Raw genomic sequence first — 22,968 nt, 5'->3', positions numbered from 1 at the left:
GAATTTCGCATAGTTTATCATGCCCGTTAAGCTCCAGGCTATTAGGTCGGTCACAATTTCTTAAGATTCTCGTTCTCTTCCCCCAGCGTCTGAACCGAGCCAAGCGGCGACGCTTGAAGCGGAAGCTGTCCGCCGGCCGCCGAACGCCCTTTCTCGGCGCGGAACAAAGCCCGCATTTCTTCCCGCTTCGATTTGGGACTCAGCACATAGAGAACATCGCCCGGCTCGATCACCGTTCCTCCTAGCGGAGTGACAATCCGGTCACCGCGGATAATCGCCGTGAACAGGATATCCTCCGGCAGCTCCATCTCGGCAATCTGCAGGCCGGCAATCGGCATATGGGGCTGAATGACGACATGGTTGAATTCGGAGCTTGTTCGGCCCAGGGCGACCAGTTCCATCAGCGAAGGCGCTTCTCCCTCCTTGCCGACCAGCTTGAGCCGGAAGGCCAGCGCGGAAATCGTCGTACCCTGAATGACCGCGGAGGTCAGCACGACGAAGAAGACGACATTGAAGAACATCCGTCCATGGGGAAGATTCGCCATCAGCGGATAGGTTGCCAGTACGATCGGCACCGCGCCCCGAAGTCCCGACCAGGCAATCAGCGTCTTCTCCCTGACATTGAATTTGGCGAACAGGAGACTCAGGAAGACGCCGGCGGGCCGGGCCACCACCATCAGGATCAGCGACAGCAGCAGGCCCTGCCAGGCGATATCGGCCAGATCCTGGGGGAATACGAGCAGCCCGAGGAGCATGAACATGGCGATCTGCATCATCCAGGCAAAGCCGTGGTTGAAGTTCATAATGGTCCGGTGATAGACCACTTCCGAGTTGCCGAGCACCAGACCGGCTACATAGACCGCCAGCAGGCCGCTGCTGTGAAACATGGCCGCAAGTCCATAGGTCAGCACGGCCGCGCCGACCGCGAGCACCGGATACAGCCCGGTGGAATCCAGATTGATCCGGTTGATCAACCAGACGGCTCCTTTGCCCACGACCAGACCGGTAACCAGGCCCATGCCCATCTCCCAGATGAACAGCAGGATCAGCATCCAGATTGCAGTATCGGGGTGCTGAATCCATTCAATGAGCGTCACGGTCAGGAAGACCGCCATCGGATCATTGCTGCCTGACTCCGCTTCCAGCGTGGAGGTCAGCCGTTTGTCGATATTCTTGCCGCCCAGCACGGCGAAGACGGCCGCCGCATCGGTCGAGCCGACAATGGCGCCGAACAGCAGACTATCGGCCCAAGGAACATCCAGAACAAGCCGGGCAAAAAAACCGACGATGACGGTCGATACGATCACGCCTACGGTGGCCAGCGAGAGCGCCGGGCGGATGATCGGGCGAATCTCCCGGAAGCTGGTCTGCATGCCGCCTTCAAACAGGATAATGACAAGCGCAAAAATCCCCGCAAGCTGGGTCAGCTTGATGTTGTCGTAATAAACGAATTGGTTCAATACCATCCCGGCCGCGATGAAGAGCACCAGCGAAGGCATGCCGAAACGCGAGGAGAATTTGGTGGAGAATACGCCAATCAGCAGGAGAACGGCCAAGAGAAGAATCATGGTGTCGGAAAAATGCGTCATGTGCATCAATCACGCCTTTCCATTTGGACTGGTTTTGTTATGTTCGTTATTACCCATGTTATACTGGGTTGTGCCAAGAAATTTTACTCATTGGGAGGCTACACGCAGATGCAATACCGGCTTATTCGCCCAGAAGAGCTGCCGCAGGCGGCCGCGCTCGCCGACTCCGTATTCCGCAAGGAGGGCGACCGCTCAATGGGCGAACTCTTCCCCTCTATATTCCGTCCGGGTCTTGTCCACTCTTACGCAGCCTGGGACGAGGACGGCACGCTGGCCGCCTTCATGGGCTTGGTCCCTTCCACGGTCCAGGCCGGCCCTGTCGCGCTCCGCGCCTTCTCGATCGGCTCGGTCTGCACGGCGCCCGCCTACCGCAACCGGGGGCTTGCCGGAACGCTTCTGGCGCTCTGCCAGAAGCACGCCCGCCGGGCAGGGGCGGCGCTGATCTTTGTCTCCGGCGAGCGTTCGCTCTATGAGCGCGCCGGATGTGTGCCGTTTGGCCGCGCCGCCCGCGTGCGGCTGCATCCGGAGGCGGCCGCCTCGCTTGCCGCGGCCGAGAGCGATGACCGGCTGCTGCGGCCGATGCAGCCGGAGGACCTCCACGCCGTCTGCGAACTGCTGACGGCGCGGGAGGCGGGGTTCGCCGTCTCGGCGGGCGAACTAGCGGCCGAGCTTGGGGCCGGAGCCCTGGCGGGTGCGATGGGTCTGACCCCGCGCACCCTGGTGGCCGTCCGCGAGGGCCGCGTGGAGGGCTTCCTCGCCGCCGCGCTGCCGGCGGCGGTTCCGGGCGCGCCGGATGACCCGGCGCGCGGCGATGCCGCCCCTTCGGACGGGGCGGCTGTGGAGTGGGCGGGCCGCCCCGAAGCGGTGGCGGCCCTGCTGGCGAAGGCCGCGCTGTGCAGCGGCGCGGCGTTGGAAGTGCCGGTGCCGTGGCACGAGCACCGGCTGCTTGCGCTGCTCCGCGAAGCGGGCGCAGCGGCCGCCTTCGGCGGCAACGCCGGCACGGTCTGCGCAGCCAGCCGTGCCGAGCTGCTCCGCCAGGCCGTGCCGGCGGAGGCGGACCGCGCCGCAGTGGAGGCGGCGGCGCCCGGTGACCGCGAGCTGCTGTCGGTGCTGTTTGACCCGGACAGCCCCCTGCGGGCAGCTGCGGACGGACTGCCGCCCGCGCTCCCGCTGCCTTACCTGTACGGCCTGCATTTTGTATAGCGGCCGGCCCCGGCCGCAGCAGCGTCTCCTTCGACAACAAAGCCGTCCCTCGGCATCGGGACGGCTTGTTTTTTGGGATAAGAAATTCAGGGTTGGAAGACCGGGCGGAGAGAATGCGCGGCCCGTCCCGTCCTTGGCCTATTCTCTGGAATAGACCTGCAGCTCATAGATGGACCAGTAGTTGCCGCCCGAGCCGGTCTGGCGGATGCGGATATATCGGCCCCGGGTCTCCCCAAGCGGATACAGGCTCTGTCCCTTCCGGCCCAGGCCGGACTGGATCGTCCTCCAGCTTGAGCCGTCGTCGGAGACCGAGATTTCATAGCGTCGCGGGTAATCGTAGGGGGCTGGCGAGAGACTCATCTCCAGCGCTTCGAAGCTGTGCACAGCGCCGAGATCAATCTCGTATCTCTCGTCGGGCTTCTGGTTGACGCCGGTATCCCAGCGGGTCTGGCTGTCGCCGTCGATCGCTTTGCCGGGATACCCGTTCTCGCCGTTGACGTTCGCGCTCACCTTCCATTCGGAGCGGTCCAGAGGAACCAGTCCGGTAGCGGTAATCTGCACGGTCTTAGACATCTGCTCCGAACCGGTCCGCCGGACCGCGTACGTGTACAGCGTTCCTTCCCGAACCGAGCGGTCGGTGTAGGACGTAGCCGTCACCCCTTTGGCAATCGCCTTGAAGGCCGTGCTGGAGCCGTCGGCCCGGAGCACTTCGTAGGAAATGCCTGGAACTTCCTTCCAGTTCAGCCGAATGGCCGACCCTCTGACGGCTTCCGCCGTCAGCCCGGCGGGAGCCGTATCCTTCACCCGGGCAGAGGGCTCCAGGATATACTGCACCGCCTCTCCCGGAGCCAGCTTTTCCCGGAAGGTGATCGACGGGGAAGCCTTGAGGCTGCCGACATACCGGCGGGCCGTCTCATAGGTGTCGCCGCTGCCGAAGCGTTCGCCTTCATAGACAACCGCTTCCGGCATTGTGACCGCGACCTCCACCGTCTGCTCCGTGGATTCAAAATTCACCAGGTTGACCAGCACCTTGTCGGACGTCGCGCCGCTGACCGGAAGCGGGTCCAGCTTCGAGGTATCCACGGCCCGGACATACACTTTCTTGTCGGCCAGCTCATCCCGGTTGGCAAGGACATAGGTCAGAGGCGCGCCGTGTGTGGCATAGGCCAGCGTAAGCCGGCGCATGATGCTGACCCGGGATTCTTCGCCTTTCTTGGTGTAATAAATTCGGGTCTTCGCAGGGTCATGATCGTTCAGATTGAAATTGTACTCGAACAGACTGAAGTTCTTGAAGAAGGCGGCATGCTGGACGAACATATCGGCATAGCCGATATGAGCCCGCATAATCCGGTCAAAGACGGCCGAAGTCTTCTGATCGGCCCCGTACTGCCAGGCATCGACATGGCTGTCGGAGGTGCCGAACTCGGTGGTCAGCATTTGTTTGGGCAGTCCGTCTGCCGATCCCCCGAACGTCTTCAGGTTCTCGGTGAAGCTGCCGCCATCCCTGGACACATAGGATTCTCCGTAGGAATGGCCGTTCGTCAGATCGGTAACCTCCTCCAGTTCCATTCGCTGCTTCGGATCGCGCTCCCAGCCGTCCGGATCGCCGCATTGCTTGGCGCTGCCGCGCTGGTTGCCGCAGGATTTGGCGCTGTAGCCCGGCCAGTACGCCCAGCCCGGAGCCACGCTCTTCATCTCCGGCGAGATCGCTTTGCCCTGCTTGTTCAGCCACTTGGCTATCGCCAGATCGACTGCTTTGGAACGGTTGAACAAGCCCGGTTCGTTGTCTACCTCGAAATACTGGAAGTAGGAACCGTATTTCTTGAAATAATCGGTCAGCTTCCCGGCGGCTTCATCCGAGAGGCTGCCGTCTTTCTTCAGCTTGATGTCGGCCGTGTAGAGATACAGCACCACCGACTGCATGTTGTAATCCTTGAGAACCTTGTAATATTCCTCCATCTTGGAGCAAGCGTTCCCGACATCGCTGGCGCAGCTGGCCCGCATGACGTTGCCGCTGTAAGCCAGCCCCAGCCATTTCAGAATATAGGGCAGATGGTCTACGGCGCCTTGATCGTAATAGAACTGCTTGTTCGCCACCATCGTTCCCGTCTCGATATAGCTTCCGTGGATCGGCTCGCTGATCGGCGCATTCAGGGCGCTGAGCGACAGGTCATCCCAGGTCCACCACAGATAAGCGTCTTCCTCCGAAGAACAATAGAGACAGCGCTCGGTGCGAAGCTTCAATTCATTGCTTCCGGCCCGAAGCTGCTCCTTCGGTATGTAGAGCTCATACGTCTTGACAAAATTATAGTCGATGCCCGTTCCGGCCACGCCGGCGATCTGAATGATCCCCGACAGCTGCCGGTTCGAGAAGACGCTCATCTGCGGAACGGATTTGTACGCATCCAGGATGCTCACCCGGAATAGCACGCCATGCTCCGGCACCCGGTTCAGGTTGTATTGAATCTTCAATTCGGGGCGCTTCTTGCCGTCCAGACCCGAAGGCACCCGGCTAAGCGTATCCGCCGTCAGCGCCTCTCTGCCAACCGCAAGCTCCGCCGCTCCAGCGGCGGGCTTGGCGAATTCGGCAGCGGAGCCGTTATGGGTCCCCAGCTTCCAGATCGTCGTTCCCTTCGGGATATCCGCCCGGGTTACGCTCGGAGCAGACAGCTTGCTCATATCGACTGTCGTCCTCCCTTTCTCGTCCTTGGGCCCTCCCAGAAAGGAAAGGGTCATCAGAACCAAGAGCCCCAACCCTGCAAGCTTGGCAATCAGAAGGAAGTAGCGGTTCATGTTTCGGCTGGTTCTCATTTCGTCGCCCTCGCTTTCTGCCGGTTATTGGTCTCGAACGAAACGGTTCTTCTCACCGGGGAACGAACGAGATGGTAGAGGGCGCTGCGCTCTCTTTCTGGCCCGCGCTCTTCCAGGTCAGGGAGAAACTTGCATTGCCTCTGTTCTCAAAATACTCGACGGTCAGATTGTATTTCTGCCCCGGCTTGAGGTAGACGGTTCCCTTCCGGCTCTTGCTGCTCTGTTTGATCCAAGCGTCAATGACGGTCGTCCCGCCGATCTTCACCCGGCTTCCGTCATCCGAAGACGCCTTGATCTCGTAGAGGCCGCCCTTCGCCGAAACGATCGTCCCGCTCCAGCGGATGGAGAACAGATCCTTGGAGACCCCCGCCGCCGGGGAACCGGTGTGCCAGTTGTGCTCCAGCTTCTGCTCCTTGCGTGTCAGCACGGGCTTCCCGGAGAGTGTCGCATTGTTGAAGTATTCGGCAGTCAGCCCCTTCTCCGCCACCGCCGGCGCACCATTGCGGATCAGCTCGGTTGCCGACTTCACATCCTCGCGCGACAGCGTGAACGGATTGCTCATGAACTTCCGGATGGCCTGTGAACTGTTGTTCTCAGTCAGCATCTTGCCCCATGTCATCATGTAGACCCAGCGGCTCTGCGTCTTTGCCAGCATGCCCGGATCCGGCAGCTCGCCGTTCTCGCCGATGGCGATCGGTTTGTCTCCCGCGAGTTCCAGAAGACTGTCATAGTAATATTGACGGAAATCGTTGTTATAGATATCTGCGGCCAGGATATCGACCTTATCCGCTCCCGGATAATAATCTTTATACGCCCCCGAAGACTCGTTCGGGGCGTTCGGATTCCAGACCCACAGCAGATTGTTCAGACCATGCGTTACGGTGAAACGTTCATACATGAGGTCCCAGAGCTTGGAGAATTGCTCTTTCTGACCCCACCAGAACCAGCCGCCGTTCATTTCGTGGTATGGACGCCATAAGACCGGAACGCCTTCATCGCGAAGTTCTTCCAAGTATCCGGCGACATCGTCAAGCTCTGCGATCAGGTTCTTGTATTCCGCGGTTCCCGGCGTGATATAAGCATCGAACTTATCCGGGTCGAGCGTCATATGTACATTCGTCCACTCCGGCGAGGTGCCGGGCAGATTCTGGTGAAAGGTCATGACGACAATGCCGCCGCTCTTATACCAATTCTCGGCACTCTCCACGACAGCCTGCCGCTGCTTGCGGATCGTGGCGGTGGACTGGTTGCCGATCGCACCCAGCTCATAGCCGTGAATGACCGCCGATTCACCGGTGTACATACGCAGCTTGCGGTTGAACTCATCGGGACTCTCCAGATAATCATGCTGGCCGGACAGAATGCCCTTGCCTCCAAGGTTCACCAGATAGTCGTAGAGCCGCTTCGCTTCCGGCGAAATATTCGCATTGACCGGAGACGGAGAAGGCGCCGCGGGAACGGCAGACTTACTGGTCACCTCATTGCGGCCCAGCAGCACCAGCAGCAGAATAGCGGGCAACAGCGCAGTGAATAACCGATATTTCCGACTCGTTCTCAAATCCCATCTTCCTCTCAGGTGCATATAGCTCAGTAGCCCTGCCGGTGAGAGCAGGGCATACCTGGCGGTTAAGATTTCATGCGGTCGATTGCAGGAGGATGAAATTCGACGCCCGAGAGTCCAAGAGAGGACAATCGCTTACGGCAGGAACAGCGCGCCTGCCGGAACCACTTCTTTCTTCTGGCTTGCGCTGCTCCACATCAGCGTCGCTTTGGCATCCCCCTGATTCTCATAGTATTCCACTTTCAAGTCGTACATCCGTCCTGCTTCCAGCGTAATGGTGCCATTGCGTTCCGTTCCGCTCTGTTTGACCCAGCTGTCGATTACGGCCACGCCGTTCACAAAGACGCGAATGCCGTCATCGGACCAAGTGGAGAACGTATAGGTTTCACCGTACTTCGGCTTGATCTTCCCTGTCCATCGAACGGAGAAGAAGTCCGCCGGTACGGCCGCATCCGGAGATTTCAGGCGCCAGTTGTAATCCAGAACGCTCTCCTGTCTGGACATTACAGGCGCGCCGGAAAGATTCATGTTGTTGAAATACTCGCCGAGAAGTCCGTTAACCTCCGCCGCTTCCTTCCCGTCCGCTACCGTTAATTCCCCCGCAGAGGCCGGTTTTGAAACAACTGTCACCGGTTGTTCGATTATCGAAGCCGCGAGAGCAGGGAGGGCGGCAGGAGCAGGAGCCGCCGACTGTGCCGGCGCAGGCGTACTTGTCGGCGCAGGTGTGCTTACCGGTGCAGGCGTACTTGTCGGCACAGGTGTGCTTACCGGCGCAGGCGTGCTTGTCGGCACAGGCGTGCTTGCCGGCGCAGGCGTGCTTGCCGGCGCAGGCGTGCTTGATGGTGACGATGCCGCCGGCGCGGCCAGAGAGGCAGGAGCGGCGGTCTGTACGGTAAAGAATGCGCCGGACGGAACGCTCTGCTTCGCCTGCTTGGCGCTCTGCCACATCAGGCGGAGTTTCGCATCGCCCGTATTGTCATAGTATTCCACTGTAAGATCATACAGCCGTCCCGCTTGAAGCGCGATCGTGCCGGAACGTTCCGTTCCGCTCTGGTTGTACCAGCTGTCGATTACCGTCTTGCCGTCGATACAGACCCGGATACCGTCGTCCGAGGCAGTGTAGAAGGTATACGTCTCGGAGTAGTTCGGCTTGATCTTACCCGTCCACCGGGCCGAGAAGTAATCGGACGGAACGCTGCCGCTCGCCGGGGACAGCTTGCCCCAGTTCATATCAATCTTGTCCTCTCTGCGAACCAGCACCGGCGATCCGGACAAGGTCATATTGGCATAGTACTGGGCTTGAAGACCATTGACCGTCACCGGATTCGCAACGCTCTCCGGAGCCGGTACAGCTGTCGGTGTAGCCGACGGCTTCGGGGTCGCGGTCGGTGCGGGCGCGGCAAGTGCAGGCGTTGCTGCCGGTGTCGGCGTGACTGTTGGTGTCGGCATTGCTGCCGGTGTCGGCGTGGCTGCCGGTTTTGCAGCCAGCGCGGCCTCGGCCACATTTATATATTCGTCCCGCGTCAGCGTATAGCTGTGATTCATAAAGTTCTTGATCGTTGACGCAGTGTTTTTTTCGTTCAGCAATTTGCCCCAGTTCATCATGAATACATATTTGTTCTGGGAGGCGGACAGTACGGACGGATCGGGCATTTCCCCGTTCTCGCCAATGGCAACCGGCTTGCCGTTCGCCAGGCTGACCAGACTGTTGTAGTAGTTCTGCTTGAAATCATTGTCGTAAATATCAAGGGCCAGAATATCGACCTTGTCCGCGCCCGGATAGGTCTTCTCGATCGGATCGGACCAGGCGTTCGGCGCGTTCGGGCTCCAGACCCACAGCAGATTGTTCAGGCCGTGGTAATTAACGAAACGGTCATACATGATATTCCACAGGGCGGCAAAGTTGCTCTTCTGTCCCCACCAGAACCAGCCTCCGTTCATCTCATGATACGGACGCCACAGGACAGGAACGCCGGCATCGCGGAGGCTCTTCAGCGATACGGCTGCTGTGTCCAGGTCGGCGATCAGGCTGTTGTACTGACTCGTGCCTGGCGTTACATATTTATTGAATTCGGTCTGGCTGATCGACTTCTGGACATTGCCCCAGTCATTGCTGGTACCCGGAAGCTTCTCGTGAAAGGTCATGGCGACAATGCCGCCCTTCTTATACGTCTGTGTCGCGCTCCAGACGATGTTCTTGCGCTGGGCCGCCGCCGCGGCTTCGCTCTGGCCGGAAATGGCGCCGAGCTCATAGCCGTGCAGCGCGGCGAACTGGCCGCTGCTGCTCTGCAGCTTGTTCAGGTATTCATCGGGGCTCTCGAAATAATCGTGCTGGCCGCTCAGAATTCCTTTGCCGGAGATGGCGTTCAGGTAGCTGAGCAGTTTCACTGCGGCGGGGGATGCAGCGGAGTTGACCGGGTCCTGCGACGATGCGGCCCAGGCTCTTCCCGGGCTTGCCGGCGAGACCGGCAGCATGGACAGCAGCAGGACGATCGACAGCAGGGCAACGGACAGACGACGAGTACGGTAAGACTTCATTTCACTCTTCCTTTCGGTAACCAGGCTGTCTTCTTATAGAGAAGACCCTTGGCTTTGCGTCCCTACCTCGCGATAGGTTTGCCTTTTCGTTGTGGAAGGAGAATCCCTTCTTACCGTACTTATCGACAATCTTTTCGACCGCTTGAACCCTTCACGAACATACCAAGCCAAAATTGAATCTTAAGCCCTGTTTGAACGTTCTCCAAATCGGTTAAATTAGTTAGTTTGGTCTAAGAGATGAACTGTTGGAGTTCAATGTCTTCCCAGTCCAGCGTAATCCGGATATTGTCTTCTTCGACAAGCTCCGAGCCTCTCTGCACCTCGATCAGCTCGACGTCGGTCAGAGCCAGAATGCTGTGCTTGGTCCCCTCCGGGATGCGGACGACATCGCCTGCGCGGACCGTATGCATCCGCTCGTTGAGAATCACGCTCGCTTCTCCGCTGACAATCGTCCAGATCTCGCTCCGTTTGCGGTGCAGCTGGTAGCTGATGTTTTTGCCTTCCCCGATAAAAATCCGCTTCGTCAGCACTTCGCTGCCTTCGTCGTATTTGACATAATCAATGACGCGGTAGTGTCCCCAGCGCCGCTCTTCGTACATGGGACGCTGCTCGCTGCCCTTCAGCACTTCCTTGATTCGCGGACTCTCGGACTTGGAAGTGACCAGAATACCATCGGGGCTTGCCGCTACAATCAGATCCTTGGCGCCGATCACGGTGATCGGGATATCCAGTTCATTGATGAGGCAGCTGGATGCGGAATCCTCCGTCAGCAGGCCCCGGCCAAGCTGATTGCTCGCCATCTCCTCAGTCAGCGTATTCCAGGTGCCGAGATCCTTCCAGAAGCCGTCGTACGGGCGAACCACGATATTCTCTTCCTTCTCGACCACTTCGTAATCGAAGCTGATGGACGGCAGCAGCTTATACTGCTTCTGCATCTCCTCGTAGTTGAGCGGAAGGCCCTTGCTCTGGAGGATATCCAGCAGATACCCGAGTTTAAAAGCAAAGACGCCGCAGTTCCACAGCGCGCCCTGCCCGATCAGCTCTTCGGCCTGCGCGCGTTCCGGCTTCTCCTGGAAGTGGCTAACTCTCCGGTAGGCGTCGTCGGCCGTGCCCTCGGATACGGGGATAATGTAGCCGTATTTCTCGGAGGCGAGCTCCGGAACCACCCCCATCAGCGCCAGGTTGGCTCCGCTGGTGTCCATCGTCTGCTGGAGGCTTGCCACCGTCTCGAAGAAGGAAGCCTCGACGTATGGATCCACGGGAAGAATCGCCACGGTCTCATCCGGCATCACGCCGGCCACCGAGTACAGATAAGAAGCGGTCAATGCGATGGCAGGGAAGGTATCCCGGCGCTCCGGTTCGACTATGATCGGCACCTCCGGCCCGAGCTGGCTCTGAATCATCTCCACCTGCCCGCGCCCCGTCGCCAGGAAGGAATGCTCTGCGAGTCCCGTCTCGGCAAGCTGGCGCCAGACGCGCTGCACCATCGATTCGGGCTCGCCCTGCGGACTGCGCAGCACCTTAAGGAATTGTTTGGACCTGGAGTCGTTGGACAGGGGCCACAGCCGTTTTCCCGAACCGCCAGACAAAAGTACCAGTTTCATAAGTGAACCCTCCCCTTGGAATATGTGAATGCGGATAAATTACAGCGCGGTTGCCATCGGCGAGTAGCCGCTGAGACCGCCGAGCGACGGACGGCCGACGGAATGATACTCCAGGCCGGTGCCTTCGATCTGCGCTTTGGTATACAGGTTGCGGCCGTCGATCAGGATCGGGCGGCGCATGGTGGAGGCCATCTTGGCCAGGTCAATATCCTTGAAGACACTCCAGTCGGTCAGCAGCGTCACGGCATCGCTGCCCTCCGCCGCTTCTTCCGGAAGGGTGCACCAGCGGATCTGCGGATGGTCATACTGCTTGCGGAAGTTGTCCGCGGCGATCGGGTCGAACACCTTGACGATGGCGCCTTCCTTGACCAGCGCTTCGACAATCTCGCGGGCCGGCGATTCGCGCACGTCGTCGGTGTTCGGCTTGAAGGCCAGCCCCCAGACGCCGACCATGGCGCCCGCCAGGGAGCCGATGGATTCGTGCAGCTTGTCAAGGATCATGAACCGCTGGTCCGTATTGACCTCGACGACCGATTTCAGCAGCTTGAATTCATAATCCACGTTGCCGGCGATCTGTATGAGCGCCTTCGTGTCCTTCGGGAAGCAGGAACCGCCGTAGCCGATGCCCGCCTGGAGGAAGGAAGAGCCGATGCGCTTGTCTAGCCCCATGCCCTCGGCGACTTCGGTTACATCGGCGCCGACCTTCTCGCAGATGTTCGCAATCTCGTTGATGAACGAAATTTTGGTTGCGAGGAAGGCATTCGAGGCGTATTTGATCATCTCCGCGCTGCGGATATCGGTAACGACGATCTTGTCCGTGAAGCCTTGGTGCAGCTCGCGCATGACCGGCTCCACTTTCGGATTGTCGATGCCGATGATAATACGGTCAGGATGGAGCGTGTCGCGGATCGCGGAGCCTTCGCGCAGGAATTCCGGCGCGGAGACGATATCGAACGGATGCGGCGTATTGGCGGCGATGATCTGCCGGATCTTCTCGTTCGTGCCTACCGGAACGGTCGACTTGGTCATAATGATTTTGTAGCCGTCCATTGCCTGGCCGACTTCCGCCGCAGCGTTCTCGATATACTCCAGATTCGCTTCCCCGCTCGGCAGGGACGGCGTTCCGACCGCCAGAATGACGATATCGGAGCGGCGAACCGACTCTCCGAGATCGGAAGAGAAGGCCAGGCGCCCTTCGCGGAGATTCATTTCGATCAAGGCCTCGATGCCCGGCTCATAGATGGGGGATTCCATCTGATTGAGCTTGGCGATCTTCTCCTCGTCCTTATCGACACACACCACATGATTGCCATTGAGCGTAAAGCATACGCCGGACACGAGTCCTACATAACCGGTACCGATCACCGTCAGCTTCATACCCTCATCCTCCTTTTAGAAAGTTCACATAAGCCTGCTCGACATACTGTTTGAACCGGACCCGGAAGGCCCCTTCGTCGAATTTGCGGGCATGATTGATGATTCCGCCGATATCCCACGGATACCGCTCCACCTCTTGAATGGCCTCGAGCAGATCCTCCACTTCCTGGCGCTTGAAGAATACGCCGTTGACATGGGGAACAATGGTGTCCAGCGCCCCTCCCGCCTGGTAGGCGATTACCGGACGTCCGGCTGCGTTCGCTTCCAGCGGCGTAATGCCGAAATCCTCTTCGCCCGGGAAAATAAAGGCGCGGCACTGGGCCATCAGCCCGGTTACCTGCTCATCCTCCAGCCGGCCCAGGAAGGAGACATTGCCTTTGGCCATGCCTTCCAGGCGCTTGCGGTCCGGCCCGTCTCCGACGATGTACAGCTTCAGCCCGTTGCGGTTGAATGCTTCTACCGCAAGGTCGATCCGCTTGTAGGACACCAGCCGCGAGACGATCAGATAGTAGTCTCCGATGGACGAAGAGCTGCTGAACCGCGAGGTGTTGATCGGCGGGAAGATGACATCCGCGTCGCGGTGGTAGTAATTGCGGATCCGGGTCTTGACGACCGAGGAGTTCGCGACGAACTGGTTGACGTTCTTGGAGGTCCGCTGATCCCACATTTTGAGCTGCTGCATGTAGAGCTTCAGCACTCTTTTGAACAATCCGGAATTGGACTGGCGCTCCATGTACGTGTCATAGTCCCAGGCAAAGCGCATCGGAGTATGGCAGTAGCAGAGATGGAAGGTGTGCTTGGGCACCTGAATGCTCTTCATGAAGGCGCTGCTGGAGCTCAGAACGATATCGAATCCGCTGAAGTCCAGGTCCTTGATGGCCATCGGGTACAGCGGCAGCACATTCTTGAAATTGCTCTTCACGCCCGGAATCTTCTGCAGCCAGGAGGCCCGGATATCCGCGTCCTTCAGGTTCTCGGTGAGGCGGCTTCCGTTGAAGACGGTCGTATAGATCGGAGCCTCCGGGTACATGTGATGGAAGACCTCCACCACCCGTTCCGCTCCGCCCATCTGGATTAAATAGTCATGCGCGATCGCTATTTTCATGTAAATCATCCTCAATGTTTGATGGAGCAATGGGCTTAAGAAGATGCCGCCAGCAAACCTTTGTAGTAGTCGACGATATCCCGGACCGTATTCTCAATGACAAAATGCTCCTTCACCCGCTTCATGCCGTTCTCCGCCATGACCTGCCGTTCTGCCGGATGGTCCAGCATCCAGCGGATCGACTGCGCCAGCACCTGCGGATCGCCGGGGGTAATCAGCATTCCCGTCTCGCCGGGCACGACGGTCTCCCGCGGCCCGCCTTCATTGGAGGCGATGACCGGCAGGCCGGCCGCCATGCCCTCGACAATCACCTGGCCGAACGGCTCCGGCGTGATCGAGGTGTGCACGAGCAGATCGGCCTTCTGCATCAGCCCCTGGATGTCTTCGACATGGCCCAGGAGCCGGACATTGCTCAGGCCGTCCCGCTCGATCTGGTCGAGCAGCCGCTGCTTGTAGGCGTCCTCGCCGAACAGCGCATCCCCGGCCAGCCAGAAATGCACCTCCGGCCGGTCTTTGAACGATTGGGCCGCTTCCAGCAGAACGTGCTGGCCTTTCCATTCGGCGAGCCGCCCTACGAGCAGGACGTTGAAGTTCTCGCCGCTGCGGCTTGGCACGGCCGCGCCGATTGCCTTGGCGAAGGCGGAGTAGACGACAAGCGTCTTCTTCGTCTTCGGCAGCTCAAGCGCGCTGAGCGTGGACTGGCTGTTCGCGATGACGCCGTTCGGAAGCATTCTCGACATCAGCCGGATGCCCTTGGCGACTGCGGGCTTCAAATACGGAGCTCCGATATGATCCCGGATATGCCAGATCAGCGGCAGTCCCGCGGTCTTCGCTGCGACGGCTCCGTAAATGGCTGATTTCAGCGAGTTGGTATGCACGGCCGCCACTCCCTCCTGCTTCAGCAGCGGAGCCAGCCGGCGTCCGTAGGCGAGCAGCTTCAGCGCAGCCGCCGGCGCTCCGAAATTAACCGCATTGCGGTTCCGGTTACGGATCTCGTCGTCCAGCGGAACGATGCGGACGTCGATGCCTTTCTCCCGCAGCCGGTCGGCGAGCGCGCCTTCCTCCGCCAGAATGACCAGCGGATCTACCTGACTGCCGATATGGGTCAGGATGTTGAACAGCGCGACTTCCCCGCCGCTCCATCTAGCCGTGTGATCGATATACGCGATCCTCATCATCCTGCATCCCTCCTTTTCCCAGAACTTCTGCGAATATTTCTTCCACGCCGTCGGCCACATGCGGCCAGGTGTATCTCTCCAGCACATGCTCCCGGCATTCGTCCCGGCTCGGGAGTTGCTTGCGGTTGCCGAGCATCTTCAAGATGCCGGCCGCCATGTCTTCCGCCTTCAATCCGTCGAAGAGAAGCTCCGGCCGGAAATTCCGCAGAATCTCCTTGTTGCCGCCGATCGGCGTCGCCATGACCGGCAGTCCGCTCGACAGCGCCTCGACGGTGATGAGTCCGAAGCCTTCCAGCGCCTGGGAAGGGACAACGAACAGGTCGGCTGCCTGGTAATACGCCGGCAGCTCATGGTCCGGCACATAGCCGAGCAGCCGAACCTTCCCTCTAAGACCGTAATCGGCGATGCGCTCTTCCAGCTCTCCCCGAAGCGGCCCCTTGCCGCCAATCAGGAGAATGGTATTGGGGAAGCGCTCCGATACGGTGCGCCAGGCTTCGAGCAGTTGCAGCAGCCCCATCCGGTTGACAAGCCTTCTTACGGTCAGCACCGTAGTGGCGCCTTCCGGCAGGTTCAGCATGCGGCGGGCCGCCAACCGGTTCGTCCCGGGTATGAAGCGGTCCACATTGGCTGCGCCCGGTATAATCGTAATCCGGTCGAGCGGAATGCCGTGCAGGCGGTGGAGAATGTCCCGGAAGGTCTCGCTCAGCACGATAAAATGATCCGCCAGCTTGTAAGCCTTCCGTTCGATACTCTTCGCAATGGTCGTCTTGACCCGGTGCTTGATGCCCTGGCCTTCAATCTTCATCTCTTCATTCCAGGGGCCGTGGAACGTCATCACCACCGGAATGCCGCGCTTCTTCGCTTCAATCGCCGGCCCGATGCCGTAAGGGGCAAAATGCGAATACAGGATGTCGATCTGTCCCGCGTTCATCAGGTCCGCCGCTTTGCGCTGAAAGGAATCTCTGCGCTTCCAGATGCTCTCCCGGGGATCGCCGGCATTATGGATGGTCAGACCCTCCGGCGTAGACGGCGTCTCCGGACTGCAGATCAAGGCGTGGACACGGGCCCGCGTAGAGAGCTCTTCGCAGATGGACTTGAAATAGGTATTCAGTCCGCCCGGCTGTACCGAGGGCCAGCTCAGTCCGGTTGCCATGATGTTCAGTTCATCATTGTACGGCATAGCTTCCCTCTCCCTTCTGTTCGGTCCCGGCCGTCTGCGCCGCGCCCTGCGGAAGCAGCCGCTGGTTCCGGGTCCTTTCGTAGTGCTTAAAGCCGACCATGAATTCATACATCACCCAAAATACGGATACCGCGAAGCCTGCCAGGCCTTTGCGGTACAGCCGGTGAACAAAGTACTTCTGGACGAACCGGGCCGGAGCCCGCAGCAGCATGCGGCTGAGCTTGAACGGCCGTCCGCTCTCGAACGCGGCCTGCGCCTCGAGATCGGTGTACTTGTTGAAGCGGGCGACATGGTCCTGGATGCTGCGGAAGCCGTAATGCCAGAGCGTTCCGTTCAGCCGGACAATCTTCTCTTCCGGCACTTCCGGAATTTCATGCACCAGACTGTCCTTCACCCGGTAGGCCCGGCGGTTGTAGAGCCGGACGAGATACTCGCCCCGGTCCAGCCAGCGTCCCAGAAAATCGCCGATCCGGTACAGCGAGTACGCCATCGTCACATCGGCCAGATTCGGCTTGCGGGCCAGGAGATCGGCGGCAAGCTCGTCGCTGACCACCTCATCCGTATCCAGCAGGAACACCCAGTCGTGGGCAGCATGGGTCACGCCGAAATCCCTCTGCTTCGCGTAGCCGGGCCAGGGATTCTCATAGACCGCGCAGCCTAGGCTCCGGGACAGCGCCACCGTGCCGTCCTTGCTGCCCCCGTCCACGACGACGACTTCGTCGGCGAAGAGACGGCAGGACTCAATCGCCTTGGCAATCCGGACTTCATCGTCCTGAGCGATAATCACCGCGGAGATCGGGTAGCTTCCGGGACCTCCAAGTACGTTAGTTATTGAATCCATGCGGGTTCCTCCTTTTAATCTGCCGCCCGCTTCCAGGGCATGCGTTACTTGCGGATGTAAGAATTCATCGTCGTCTTCACCCAGCGGATGTCTCCGCCGTTAATGAGCAGGCTGGGAATTCGGACTTTCAGGTTGAATCGGATGTTCAGCAGAATGAAGCTGAACCGGAGCAGCGCCGAGCCGACCATGGCCGCGCCTGCGCCGAGCAGTCCGTAGGTTGGAACCAGCAGGAACAGCAGCGGAATGACGAGCAGCAGGCCGACGCCCTGAAGCATGGAGACGAATTTCGGCTTCCCGAGCGCCATGAACGCCTGCGCCAGAATCAGGGTGCCGCCGCTAATCGTGACTTCCAGCAGCAGAAGCCGGAATACCGTCAGCGCCTCGCTGAAGTCCTTGCCGTAGAGCAGCGGAATGACCAGCGGCGCAAGAGCCATAAGCAGGGCCGCGCCGATCAACGTGCAGGTCGTGCTGATCCGGAACGCCCGGAAGGTAAGTTCCAGCGCTTCTTCCTTGCTCAGCTCCGAGGCTTTTGGAAAGAGCACAATCTTGATGGAGCTGGAGAAGAAATTCACCATTCGTGCCAGGCTCACGGCCACCGCGTATAATCCGAGCTCCGCCGGCTTCAGCAGCGCCGCGATCAGAATCTGGTCGATGTAGCCGGAGAACTGGCCCAGCAGATCGTTCCCGTAGGAGCCGAGGCCGTAATTGAACAGCCGTTTGAACTGCTTGCCGCGTTCCCGGATGCGGCCCGGGTACGTCCGCAGAAGCTGCACGGTCATCCAGATGAACAGCGGAACCGCCGGCAGCAGATACGCCAGCGCCGTCGTATACGGATTGACAGTGTGGGTGGCGATCAAAATTCCGATGACGGCCAGCGTCAGCAGCGGAACGAGGTACCGCTGCCAGTTGAACTTCTGGTACTCGCCGCGGAATTGAAAGGCGGCGTTGTTGACCTGGGAGATCACCACCAAGGGACAGAGCAGCATGGACACCTGGGCGAACAGGACGACCTGGTCGTTGAAGGATTTCAGCCACATCGGCAGGAGCACGATGCCGATCACAGTCGCGGCGATGCCGGAGACCAGGCCGATCAGCAGCGACATCCGGTAGAGCGAACCGGCGTCCTCCGGATTCTTCTTGGCGTGATAGATCAGCGCCGACGGAATGCCGAGGCTCATGCTGAACGCCATGAACTGCGACCAGTTGACCATGGCCGTCTGCTCGCCCCGGCCGGTGGGACCGAGATAGCGGGCGGTCAGGATGCCCGTAAGCATGTTGAGCACGAGGATCAGAATGCTGACCGCCATCGTCTTAACGGCGGCGGAACTGTTGTCCTTTGCTCTGGCGAAGCGCAGGATGGATGCGCGGAGCGAGCCCCGTGAAATCGAATTAGCGCTCTGTGGCTGCATGGGCCGCTCCTTCCTTTCTGTCAATGGCTTGTGTGATGCCGAGTCCGAGTCCGACCAGCATCCAGACGAGATAGCCTTTCATTCCCGGGAAGCCGTTGTCCGAGATCAGACTCGCTACCGCCCCGGCCCAGGCCGCCAGCGCCAGCCGGGCATAAATGCCGTTCTCGCCGCCGCGCCGGGCGCCCTTGTAGACCGACCGGAGCGCCGCGCCGAGACCGCCGAAGAAGAGCAGCCCTCCGGCCAGGCCGAAGGTCAGGAACAAGGCGATAAAGCCGTTGTCCATAATGCCGTATTCGCCGAGCTCGCCGCCGTTGCCGAGCTTCGTGCTCTGCCCGACGCTGCCGATGCCCTGGCCAACCGGGTTGCCCATGACGGCCGGCACCATCGTATTCAGCAGGTTCAGCCGGTCATTGTAGGAGCGGTCCTCCTTGATGGAACCGAGCGTCTCCATCCGGGCCGTCAGCCCTTCCGCTCCCGGCAGCTTCGGAACGATATAGAAGAGCGCTGCGGCTACGAACAGAATCTGCAGCAGCGTCTTCCATTTGCCCTTCGAGCTGGAGGAGCCGATGTAGACCAGGAGCATCACGATCAGGATGAGCCAGGATGCCCGGACCAGCGTCGTCAGAAGCGCAACGACCACGAGCAGTACGCCTAACCAGCCGAGCGCTCCCCGCCAGCGCTTCTCCAAAATCATGGGCACCAGCGCGAAGGTCAGGAAGGTCGCCGCAGGACCCGGAGAGTTCAGCGAGGAGAACACCCGGATTTCCAGCGGAATCGGCTTGCCGATGGACATCATGCCCGCGCTGTCCATCCAGAAGGCGTCCCAGGCGGGAACGGTAAGATACTGGATGATTCCGTAGACCGCCACCAGAACGGCCAGATTGGCGAATGCCCTCAGCATCCGGTCCAGATCGGACCGGGAGAACCGCAGCACCGCGAAGTACGGAATCAGCAGCAGCGGGATGATGTAATTCATCAGATCATAGATGGAGCCCATGCCGTTCTTCGCCAGCCCGATCAACGAACCGTAGCCGAGCGCCGCTATGAAGAACATCATCACCCTGGAGGAGACCCGATGGATCTTGTGGATCTCCGCCATCACCGGAATCGCCGCCGCCGCTCCCGCCAGAAGCGGAGCCAGACTGACCAGCGAGACGGAATGATAGGTTCCTTCCGACCAGTCAATCAGCCGCCGCAGCTCCGGCGACACCGCCCAGACGAGCAGGGTATAGGCGACGAGCAGCTTCGGTCTCAAGACGGCAATCAGAAAAGCCGGGAACACGAGGCCGCAGAGGACCGCCCCCTGCAGGCTGACGCTCGGGCTGAGCGTCGCGCTGATGAAGCCGATCATCAGCGGCAGAACCATGCCCGCCGCCGCGGCCAGCGCCAGCAGAGCCGGCCGCACCGGGCGCCGTATAGAGAGATAGAGATTCGGATTACGGCTGCTCATGGTCTCCTCCTTGCCTTGTTCCAGAATGGTCGGCCGTCTATTCCAGCCTTGTCTTCGCCTTATCCCGGTCCCGCTTGCGCAGCTCCTTCAAGAGCAGCAGCAGGAACTGGGCATCGTCGACCAGATACCTCTTCCAGAGCCGGCCCGGCTCCTGGCTGAGCCGCCAGAACCATTCCAGCCCGGAGCGCTGCATGAAATCGGGCGCCCGCTTGACCGAGCCGGACAGGAAATCAAAGGTCGCTCCTACACCGATGGACACCGGGGCCCCGTAGGACAGGTAGTGGCGGTAGATCCACTTCTCCTGCTTCGGCGCGCCTACGCCGACGAACACGATATCCGGCTTGGTCTCGTTCAGCATCTGGATAATCCGTCGGTTCTCCTCCTCGTTGTGCTCGAATCCGTAGGACGGCGAGTAGCAGCCGACGACATTGATGTCCGGGTACGCCGCCTTCAGGTTGGCGGTCGCTTTCTCCGGAACCCCCTGGGCCGAACCGAGGAAGAACAGCCGGTACTTGCGCTGCTGGAACGCATGGCCGAGACGGTGGAACAGATCGGCTCCCGATACCTTCTGCTTCAGCGGCTTGCCGAGCATCCGGGACGCCCAGATCAGCGGCATTCCGTCGGCTACCACCGCTCCCGCCTGGGAATACACGGTCTGAAATTCCTTGTCCTTGCGCAGCTTGATCACATGATCGACGTTGCAGGTCAGGATGTAGGAATGGTTCTGCTCCCGGATGGCGGTATCGATATAGTCCAGCAGATCCATAAAGTCATAATTGTTGAAATTGACATCGAACATATTCACTTGATTCATCGTATCACTTCTTTTTGTGGAGAATCGGTTGGCTGAGCAGATCGATACAGGCAGTTCAGGTACCAGCAGAACGGAATGATGAGCTGAACCGTTGAGAGCGTGTTGTCCGAGAACGAATAAATCATGAATGCAGCGATGAAGAGTACGTAATACGGCCTCACCCCCCGCGGCAGAACCCGGTAGACCAGGACAAAGACCGTCAGCATGGACAGCAGCAGCAGAATTCCTCCGATATACCCGCCGTCGAAGTAGAAGCGGATGTATTCATTGTGAGGAACGACGAACCCCGCGTAGAGCGTACCGTCATTGGCAATGGTGACCGAACCCAGGCCCCTGCCGGTCCAGGGCGAGACGGAAGCGAGCTTCAGGAAATACGCCCACGCCTCCGCCCGTCCCGAGAGGTCAATCCCGGTATCGGTCGTTCGCTCGAACGAGCGCTTGGCGAGATTGTCGAGCTGCATATAGACGGCGACGGCAATGACGGCGAAGGACCCGAGCAGCACCAGAAGATAGCGGTTCTTGCCCTTCAGATACTGCCGGGCGATATCGAACAAGTAGTACAGCACCAGCAGCGAGAGGGCCAGCAGAGGACCCCGGGTCCCGGTCGCGAACAGAATGAACAGGTTGACGGCCAGCACGGTATAGAAAAACCGCGCCTGCGCCGGACGGCGCTTCAGCTCGATAAAGGGAATCGCCACGCCCAGAAAAGCCAGCATGGCCAGATGCGGCGGAATGTTCGCGCCCTGCAGCCGGACCGCCCCGTTGAACTCCACGTTCGTCATCGGGTGAAGCCCGGCGGCCTGAAGCAGCAGACCCGCCGCCAGACTGAAGGCCGGAAGAAGGCAGATCAGCCGGATGTGCATCTCGGCGACTTCCTTTTTCCAGTTGATCAGCATGAACATGAACGGCAGCGACAATCCGATAAACGCCTTGACCGCAAGCGACGAGCTCATTCCGGGCAGCCAGTCGGACCAGCCGAAGGTAATGATCAGCATCGCGGCCATGGCCCATACCGGAGGGCTGAGGCGAAGCCGCACCCCGTTGACCAGAATGCACGGCACCAGCAGCATCAGGACGGCCAGCTTGTAGAGCGACAGGATCTCAATCCCGAAGAAGCTGCCGGGGAACAGAAAGTTGATCGAGATGGACGTCGTCAGCAGTGCGAAGTAGCTGATCCATTCCGGCCGCGTCAGCGAGACGGCGAGCAGAAGGATGAAGCAGACCAGGCCCACCGCAACGATCGGCTGATAAATCACCGTCGTCCCGATGAAGAGCGCCGACAGCAGGAAGACAAGCGCGGCGGCCGGCAATAATGTGAATCTGGAACTCCAGTGATTAGTCATCGCTTCTTCACCCCGTTGCCGACTCCCGCTTGCGGCCCGACAGCATATGGAGAGTTCCCCGGATGCTCTCCAGCCGGCAGCGGTTCAGCAATCGTCTGCCTTGGCTTCGGGATACGGCCGCAATGGCCGAGTCAACGATAATGTAGACCATCTTGGCGGCTGTCTTGCCCAGCAGCAGCAGCCGGTCTTTGCCGCTCTGGCGGCCAATCGCATTGGTGATGCCCTGGCTGTAATACCGCTTCAGAATCCAGTCCTCCGTCAGCCGGCTGGCCGGAACGAAATGATCGACCGCCATCCGGGGGTGATACAGGATCTTCTGCCCCCGGCTGCGAATCTGGTCGAACAGCCAGGTCTCTTCGCCCGACAGCAGCGATTCGCCCTTGCGTCCGAGGTCCAGCGGGAACAGCCGCTCGTCGAACACCGATTTGCGCATCGCCATGTTGGCGCCGCACGGATGCAGCCGGCCGGGGTACTCGCGCACCCGGTCGCCCAGATCGACGATGGTGTACGGAAGCTCGAACGGCTTGATCAGCCACTCGGGACGCGAGCTCTCGAAGTTCGGAGCGACCTTCCCGCCCATGGCCATCACATCCGGCCGGCTCTCGAAGGTCGAGAGAATTGTCGTAATCCAGGGCCGTTCCGGCAGTGCGTCATCGTCGAGAAAAGCGATCAAACCCGATTTGGCGGCCAGAATGCCGGCGTTCCGGGCGGCCGAAAGGCCCTGTACCGGCTCCAGCATATAACTGACCCGGAGAAGATGTCCGCTGGTCTCGATGAAGCGCTTGGCGACCGCTGCCGTATCGTCCGTCGATTGGTTGTCGACCACAATAATCTCCGCCTCGTCCAGATCGTCCAGCGCGAGGAGGGAATCCAAGGTTTTGGACAGCAGCCGGGCGCGATTGTAGGTACAGATTACAACGGAAACCTTGGGAACATCTCCGTATCTACCCATTCGCATTCACCCA

Annotated in this window: 16 protein-coding genes and 1 riboswitch; of the genes, 1 reads left to right on the top strand and 15 read right to left on the bottom strand. The window is 59.9% G+C overall.

Annotation, left to right across the window (positions count from 1 at the left end; all coding sequences use genetic code 11):
* Window positions 1-50 precede the first annotated feature (50 nt).
* The gene (locus RBI05_RS17320; protein ID WP_408638343.1) at window positions 51-1,595 is read right to left on the bottom strand and encodes a potassium/proton antiporter; all 1,545 of its coding nucleotides are present in this window, start codon (window positions 1,593-1,595) and stop codon (window positions 51-53) included.
* 102 nt (window positions 1,596-1,697) lie between these two features.
* Between RBI05_RS17320 and RBI05_RS17315 the strand changes: the two genes are divergently transcribed.
* A complete protein-coding gene (locus RBI05_RS17315) occupies window positions 1,698-2,792 on the top strand; it encodes a GNAT family N-acetyltransferase (protein ID WP_310551966.1) in 1,095 nt (364 codons plus the stop codon).
* Window positions 2,793-2,930: 138 nt separating this feature from the next.
* On the opposite strand, the gene RBI05_RS17310 is transcribed toward RBI05_RS17315, so the two are convergent.
* The 14 genes from RBI05_RS17310 to RBI05_RS17245 form a co-directional block, all read right to left on the bottom strand.
* On the bottom strand, window positions 2,931-5,471 hold the full coding sequence (locus tag RBI05_RS17310) for a discoidin domain-containing protein (protein WP_310551978.1): 2,541 nt from the start codon (window positions 5,469-5,471) through the stop codon (window positions 2,931-2,933).
* A 184-nt stretch (window positions 5,472-5,655) separates the two neighbouring features.
* Window positions 5,656-7,161, bottom strand: coding sequence for a glycosyl hydrolase (locus RBI05_RS17305; protein ID WP_310551965.1), 1,506 nt, complete (start codon window positions 7,159-7,161; stop codon window positions 5,656-5,658).
* 138 nt (window positions 7,162-7,299) lie between these two features.
* Window positions 7,300-9,702, bottom strand: coding sequence for a glycosyl hydrolase (locus RBI05_RS17300; RefSeq protein ID WP_310551964.1), 2,403 nt, complete (start codon window positions 9,700-9,702; stop codon window positions 7,300-7,302).
* A 12-nt stretch (window positions 9,703-9,714) separates the two neighbouring features.
* Window positions 9,715-9,795: riboswitch (cyclic di-GMP riboswitch) on the bottom strand.
* A 137-nt stretch (window positions 9,796-9,932) separates the two neighbouring features.
* Window positions 9,933-11,306: a sugar phosphate nucleotidyltransferase gene (locus tag RBI05_RS17295; protein WP_310551963.1), complete on the bottom strand. Its 1,374-nt coding sequence runs from the start codon at window positions 11,304-11,306 to the stop codon at window positions 9,933-9,935.
* A gap of 39 nt (window positions 11,307-11,345) precedes the next feature.
* Window positions 11,346-12,683 carry a UDP-glucose dehydrogenase family protein gene (locus RBI05_RS17290; protein WP_150458134.1) on the bottom strand — a complete coding sequence of 446 codons (1,338 nt, stop codon included), beginning with the start codon at window positions 12,681-12,683 and terminating at the stop codon, window positions 11,346-11,348.
* Between the two features lie 4 nt (window positions 12,684-12,687).
* Window positions 12,688-13,788, bottom strand: a complete 1,101-nt coding sequence (locus tag RBI05_RS17285) for a glycosyltransferase (RefSeq protein ID WP_150458135.1) — start codon at window positions 13,786-13,788, stop codon at window positions 12,688-12,690.
* 35 nt (window positions 13,789-13,823) lie between these two features.
* Window positions 13,824-14,966: a glycosyltransferase family 4 protein gene (locus RBI05_RS17280; protein ID WP_150458136.1), complete on the bottom strand. Its 1,143-nt coding sequence runs from the start codon at window positions 14,964-14,966 to the stop codon at window positions 13,824-13,826.
* On the bottom strand, window positions 14,932-16,146 hold the full coding sequence (locus RBI05_RS17275; RefSeq protein ID WP_310551962.1) for a glycosyltransferase family 4 protein: 1,215 nt from the start codon (window positions 16,144-16,146) through the stop codon (window positions 14,932-14,934). Before RBI05_RS17275 ends, RBI05_RS17280 begins: the two co-directional genes overlap by 35 nt.
* Complete coding sequence (locus RBI05_RS17270; RefSeq protein ID WP_310551961.1) at window positions 16,133-16,987, bottom strand: glycosyltransferase family 2 protein; 855 nt, start codon at window positions 16,985-16,987, stop codon at window positions 16,133-16,135. Before RBI05_RS17270 ends, RBI05_RS17275 begins: the two co-directional genes overlap by 14 nt.
* Window positions 16,988-17,031: 44 nt before the next feature.
* Window positions 17,032-18,396: a lipopolysaccharide biosynthesis protein gene (locus RBI05_RS17265; protein WP_150458139.1), complete on the bottom strand. Its 1,365-nt coding sequence runs from the start codon at window positions 18,394-18,396 to the stop codon at window positions 17,032-17,034.
* The gene (locus RBI05_RS17260; protein ID WP_310551960.1) at window positions 18,377-19,846 is read right to left on the bottom strand and encodes an O-antigen ligase family protein; all 1,470 of its coding nucleotides are present in this window, start codon (window positions 19,844-19,846) and stop codon (window positions 18,377-18,379) included. The genes RBI05_RS17265 and RBI05_RS17260 overlap by 20 nt, the downstream gene beginning before the upstream one ends.
* Before the next feature lie 37 nt (window positions 19,847-19,883).
* Window positions 19,884-20,660 (bottom strand): WecB/TagA/CpsF family glycosyltransferase, encoded by a 777-nt coding sequence (locus RBI05_RS17255; RefSeq protein WP_150458141.1) that lies wholly within the window; start codon window positions 20,658-20,660, stop codon window positions 19,884-19,886.
* The gene (locus RBI05_RS17250; RefSeq protein ID WP_150458142.1) at window positions 20,657-22,003 is read right to left on the bottom strand and encodes an O-antigen ligase family protein; all 1,347 of its coding nucleotides are present in this window, start codon (window positions 22,001-22,003) and stop codon (window positions 20,657-20,659) included. The genes RBI05_RS17255 and RBI05_RS17250 overlap by 4 nt, the downstream gene beginning before the upstream one ends.
* 7 nt (window positions 22,004-22,010) lie before the next feature.
* Window positions 22,011-22,961, bottom strand: coding sequence for a glycosyltransferase (locus RBI05_RS17245; RefSeq protein WP_310551959.1), 951 nt, complete (start codon window positions 22,959-22,961; stop codon window positions 22,011-22,013).
* Between the last annotated feature and the right edge of the window lie 7 nt (window positions 22,962-22,968).

The sequence above is a fragment of the Paenibacillus glufosinatiresistens genome (genome assembly GCF_031470375.1).
Classification (GTDB): domain Bacteria; phylum Bacillota; class Bacilli; order Paenibacillales; family Paenibacillaceae; genus Paenibacillus_AQ; species Paenibacillus_AQ glufosinatiresistens.
The sequence above is the reverse complement of the archived record's forward strand: the minus strand, read 5'-3'. Positions and strand labels throughout refer to the sequence as shown.

What these genes read in the sequence shown, in the direction of transcription:
- RBI05_RS17295 (WP_310551963.1), bottom strand. Translation starts at nt 11,306, where the DNA reads ATGAAACTGGTACTTTTGTCTGGCGGTTCGGGAAAACGGCTGTGGCCC.
- RBI05_RS17300 (WP_310551964.1), bottom strand. Translation starts at nt 9,702, where the DNA reads ATGAAGTCTTACCGTACTCGTCGTCTGTCCGTTGCCCTGCTGTCGATC.
- RBI05_RS17310 (WP_310551978.1), bottom strand. Translation starts at nt 5,471, where the DNA reads ATGAGCAAGCTGTCTGCTCCGAGCGTAACCCGGGCGGATATCCCGAAG.
- RBI05_RS17245 (WP_310551959.1), bottom strand. Translation starts at nt 22,961, where the DNA reads ATGCGAATGGGTAGATACGGAGATGTTCCCAAGGTTTCCGTTGTAATC.
- RBI05_RS17320 (WP_408638343.1), bottom strand. Translation starts at nt 1,595, where the DNA reads ATGCACATGACGCATTTTTCCGACACCATGATTCTTCTCTTGGCCGTT.
- RBI05_RS17315 (WP_310551966.1), top strand. Translation starts at nt 1,698, where the DNA reads ATGCAATACCGGCTTATTCGCCCAGAAGAGCTGCCGCAGGCGGCCGCG.
- RBI05_RS17270 (WP_310551961.1), bottom strand. Translation starts at nt 16,987, where the DNA reads ATGGATTCAATAACTAACGTACTTGGAGGTCCCGGAAGCTACCCGATC.
- RBI05_RS17260 (WP_310551960.1), bottom strand. Translation starts at nt 19,846, where the DNA reads ATGAGCAGCCGTAATCCGAATCTCTATCTCTCTATACGGCGCCCGGTG.
- RBI05_RS17265 (WP_150458139.1), bottom strand. Translation starts at nt 18,396, where the DNA reads ATGCAGCCACAGAGCGCTAATTCGATTTCACGGGGCTCGCTCCGCGCA.
- RBI05_RS17255 (WP_150458141.1), bottom strand. Translation starts at nt 20,660, where the DNA reads ATGAATCAAGTGAATATGTTCGATGTCAATTTCAACAATTATGACTTT.
- RBI05_RS17290 (WP_150458134.1), bottom strand. Translation starts at nt 12,683, where the DNA reads ATGAAGCTGACGGTGATCGGTACCGGTTATGTAGGACTCGTGTCCGGC.
- RBI05_RS17285 (WP_150458135.1), bottom strand. Translation starts at nt 13,788, where the DNA reads ATGAAAATAGCGATCGCGCATGACTATTTAATCCAGATGGGCGGAGCG.
- RBI05_RS17280 (WP_150458136.1), bottom strand. Translation starts at nt 14,966, where the DNA reads ATGATGAGGATCGCGTATATCGATCACACGGCTAGATGGAGCGGCGGG.
- RBI05_RS17275 (WP_310551962.1), bottom strand. Translation starts at nt 16,146, where the DNA reads ATGCCGTACAATGATGAACTGAACATCATGGCAACCGGACTGAGCTGG.
- RBI05_RS17250 (WP_150458142.1), bottom strand. Translation starts at nt 22,003, where the DNA reads ATGACTAATCACTGGAGTTCCAGATTCACATTATTGCCGGCCGCCGCG.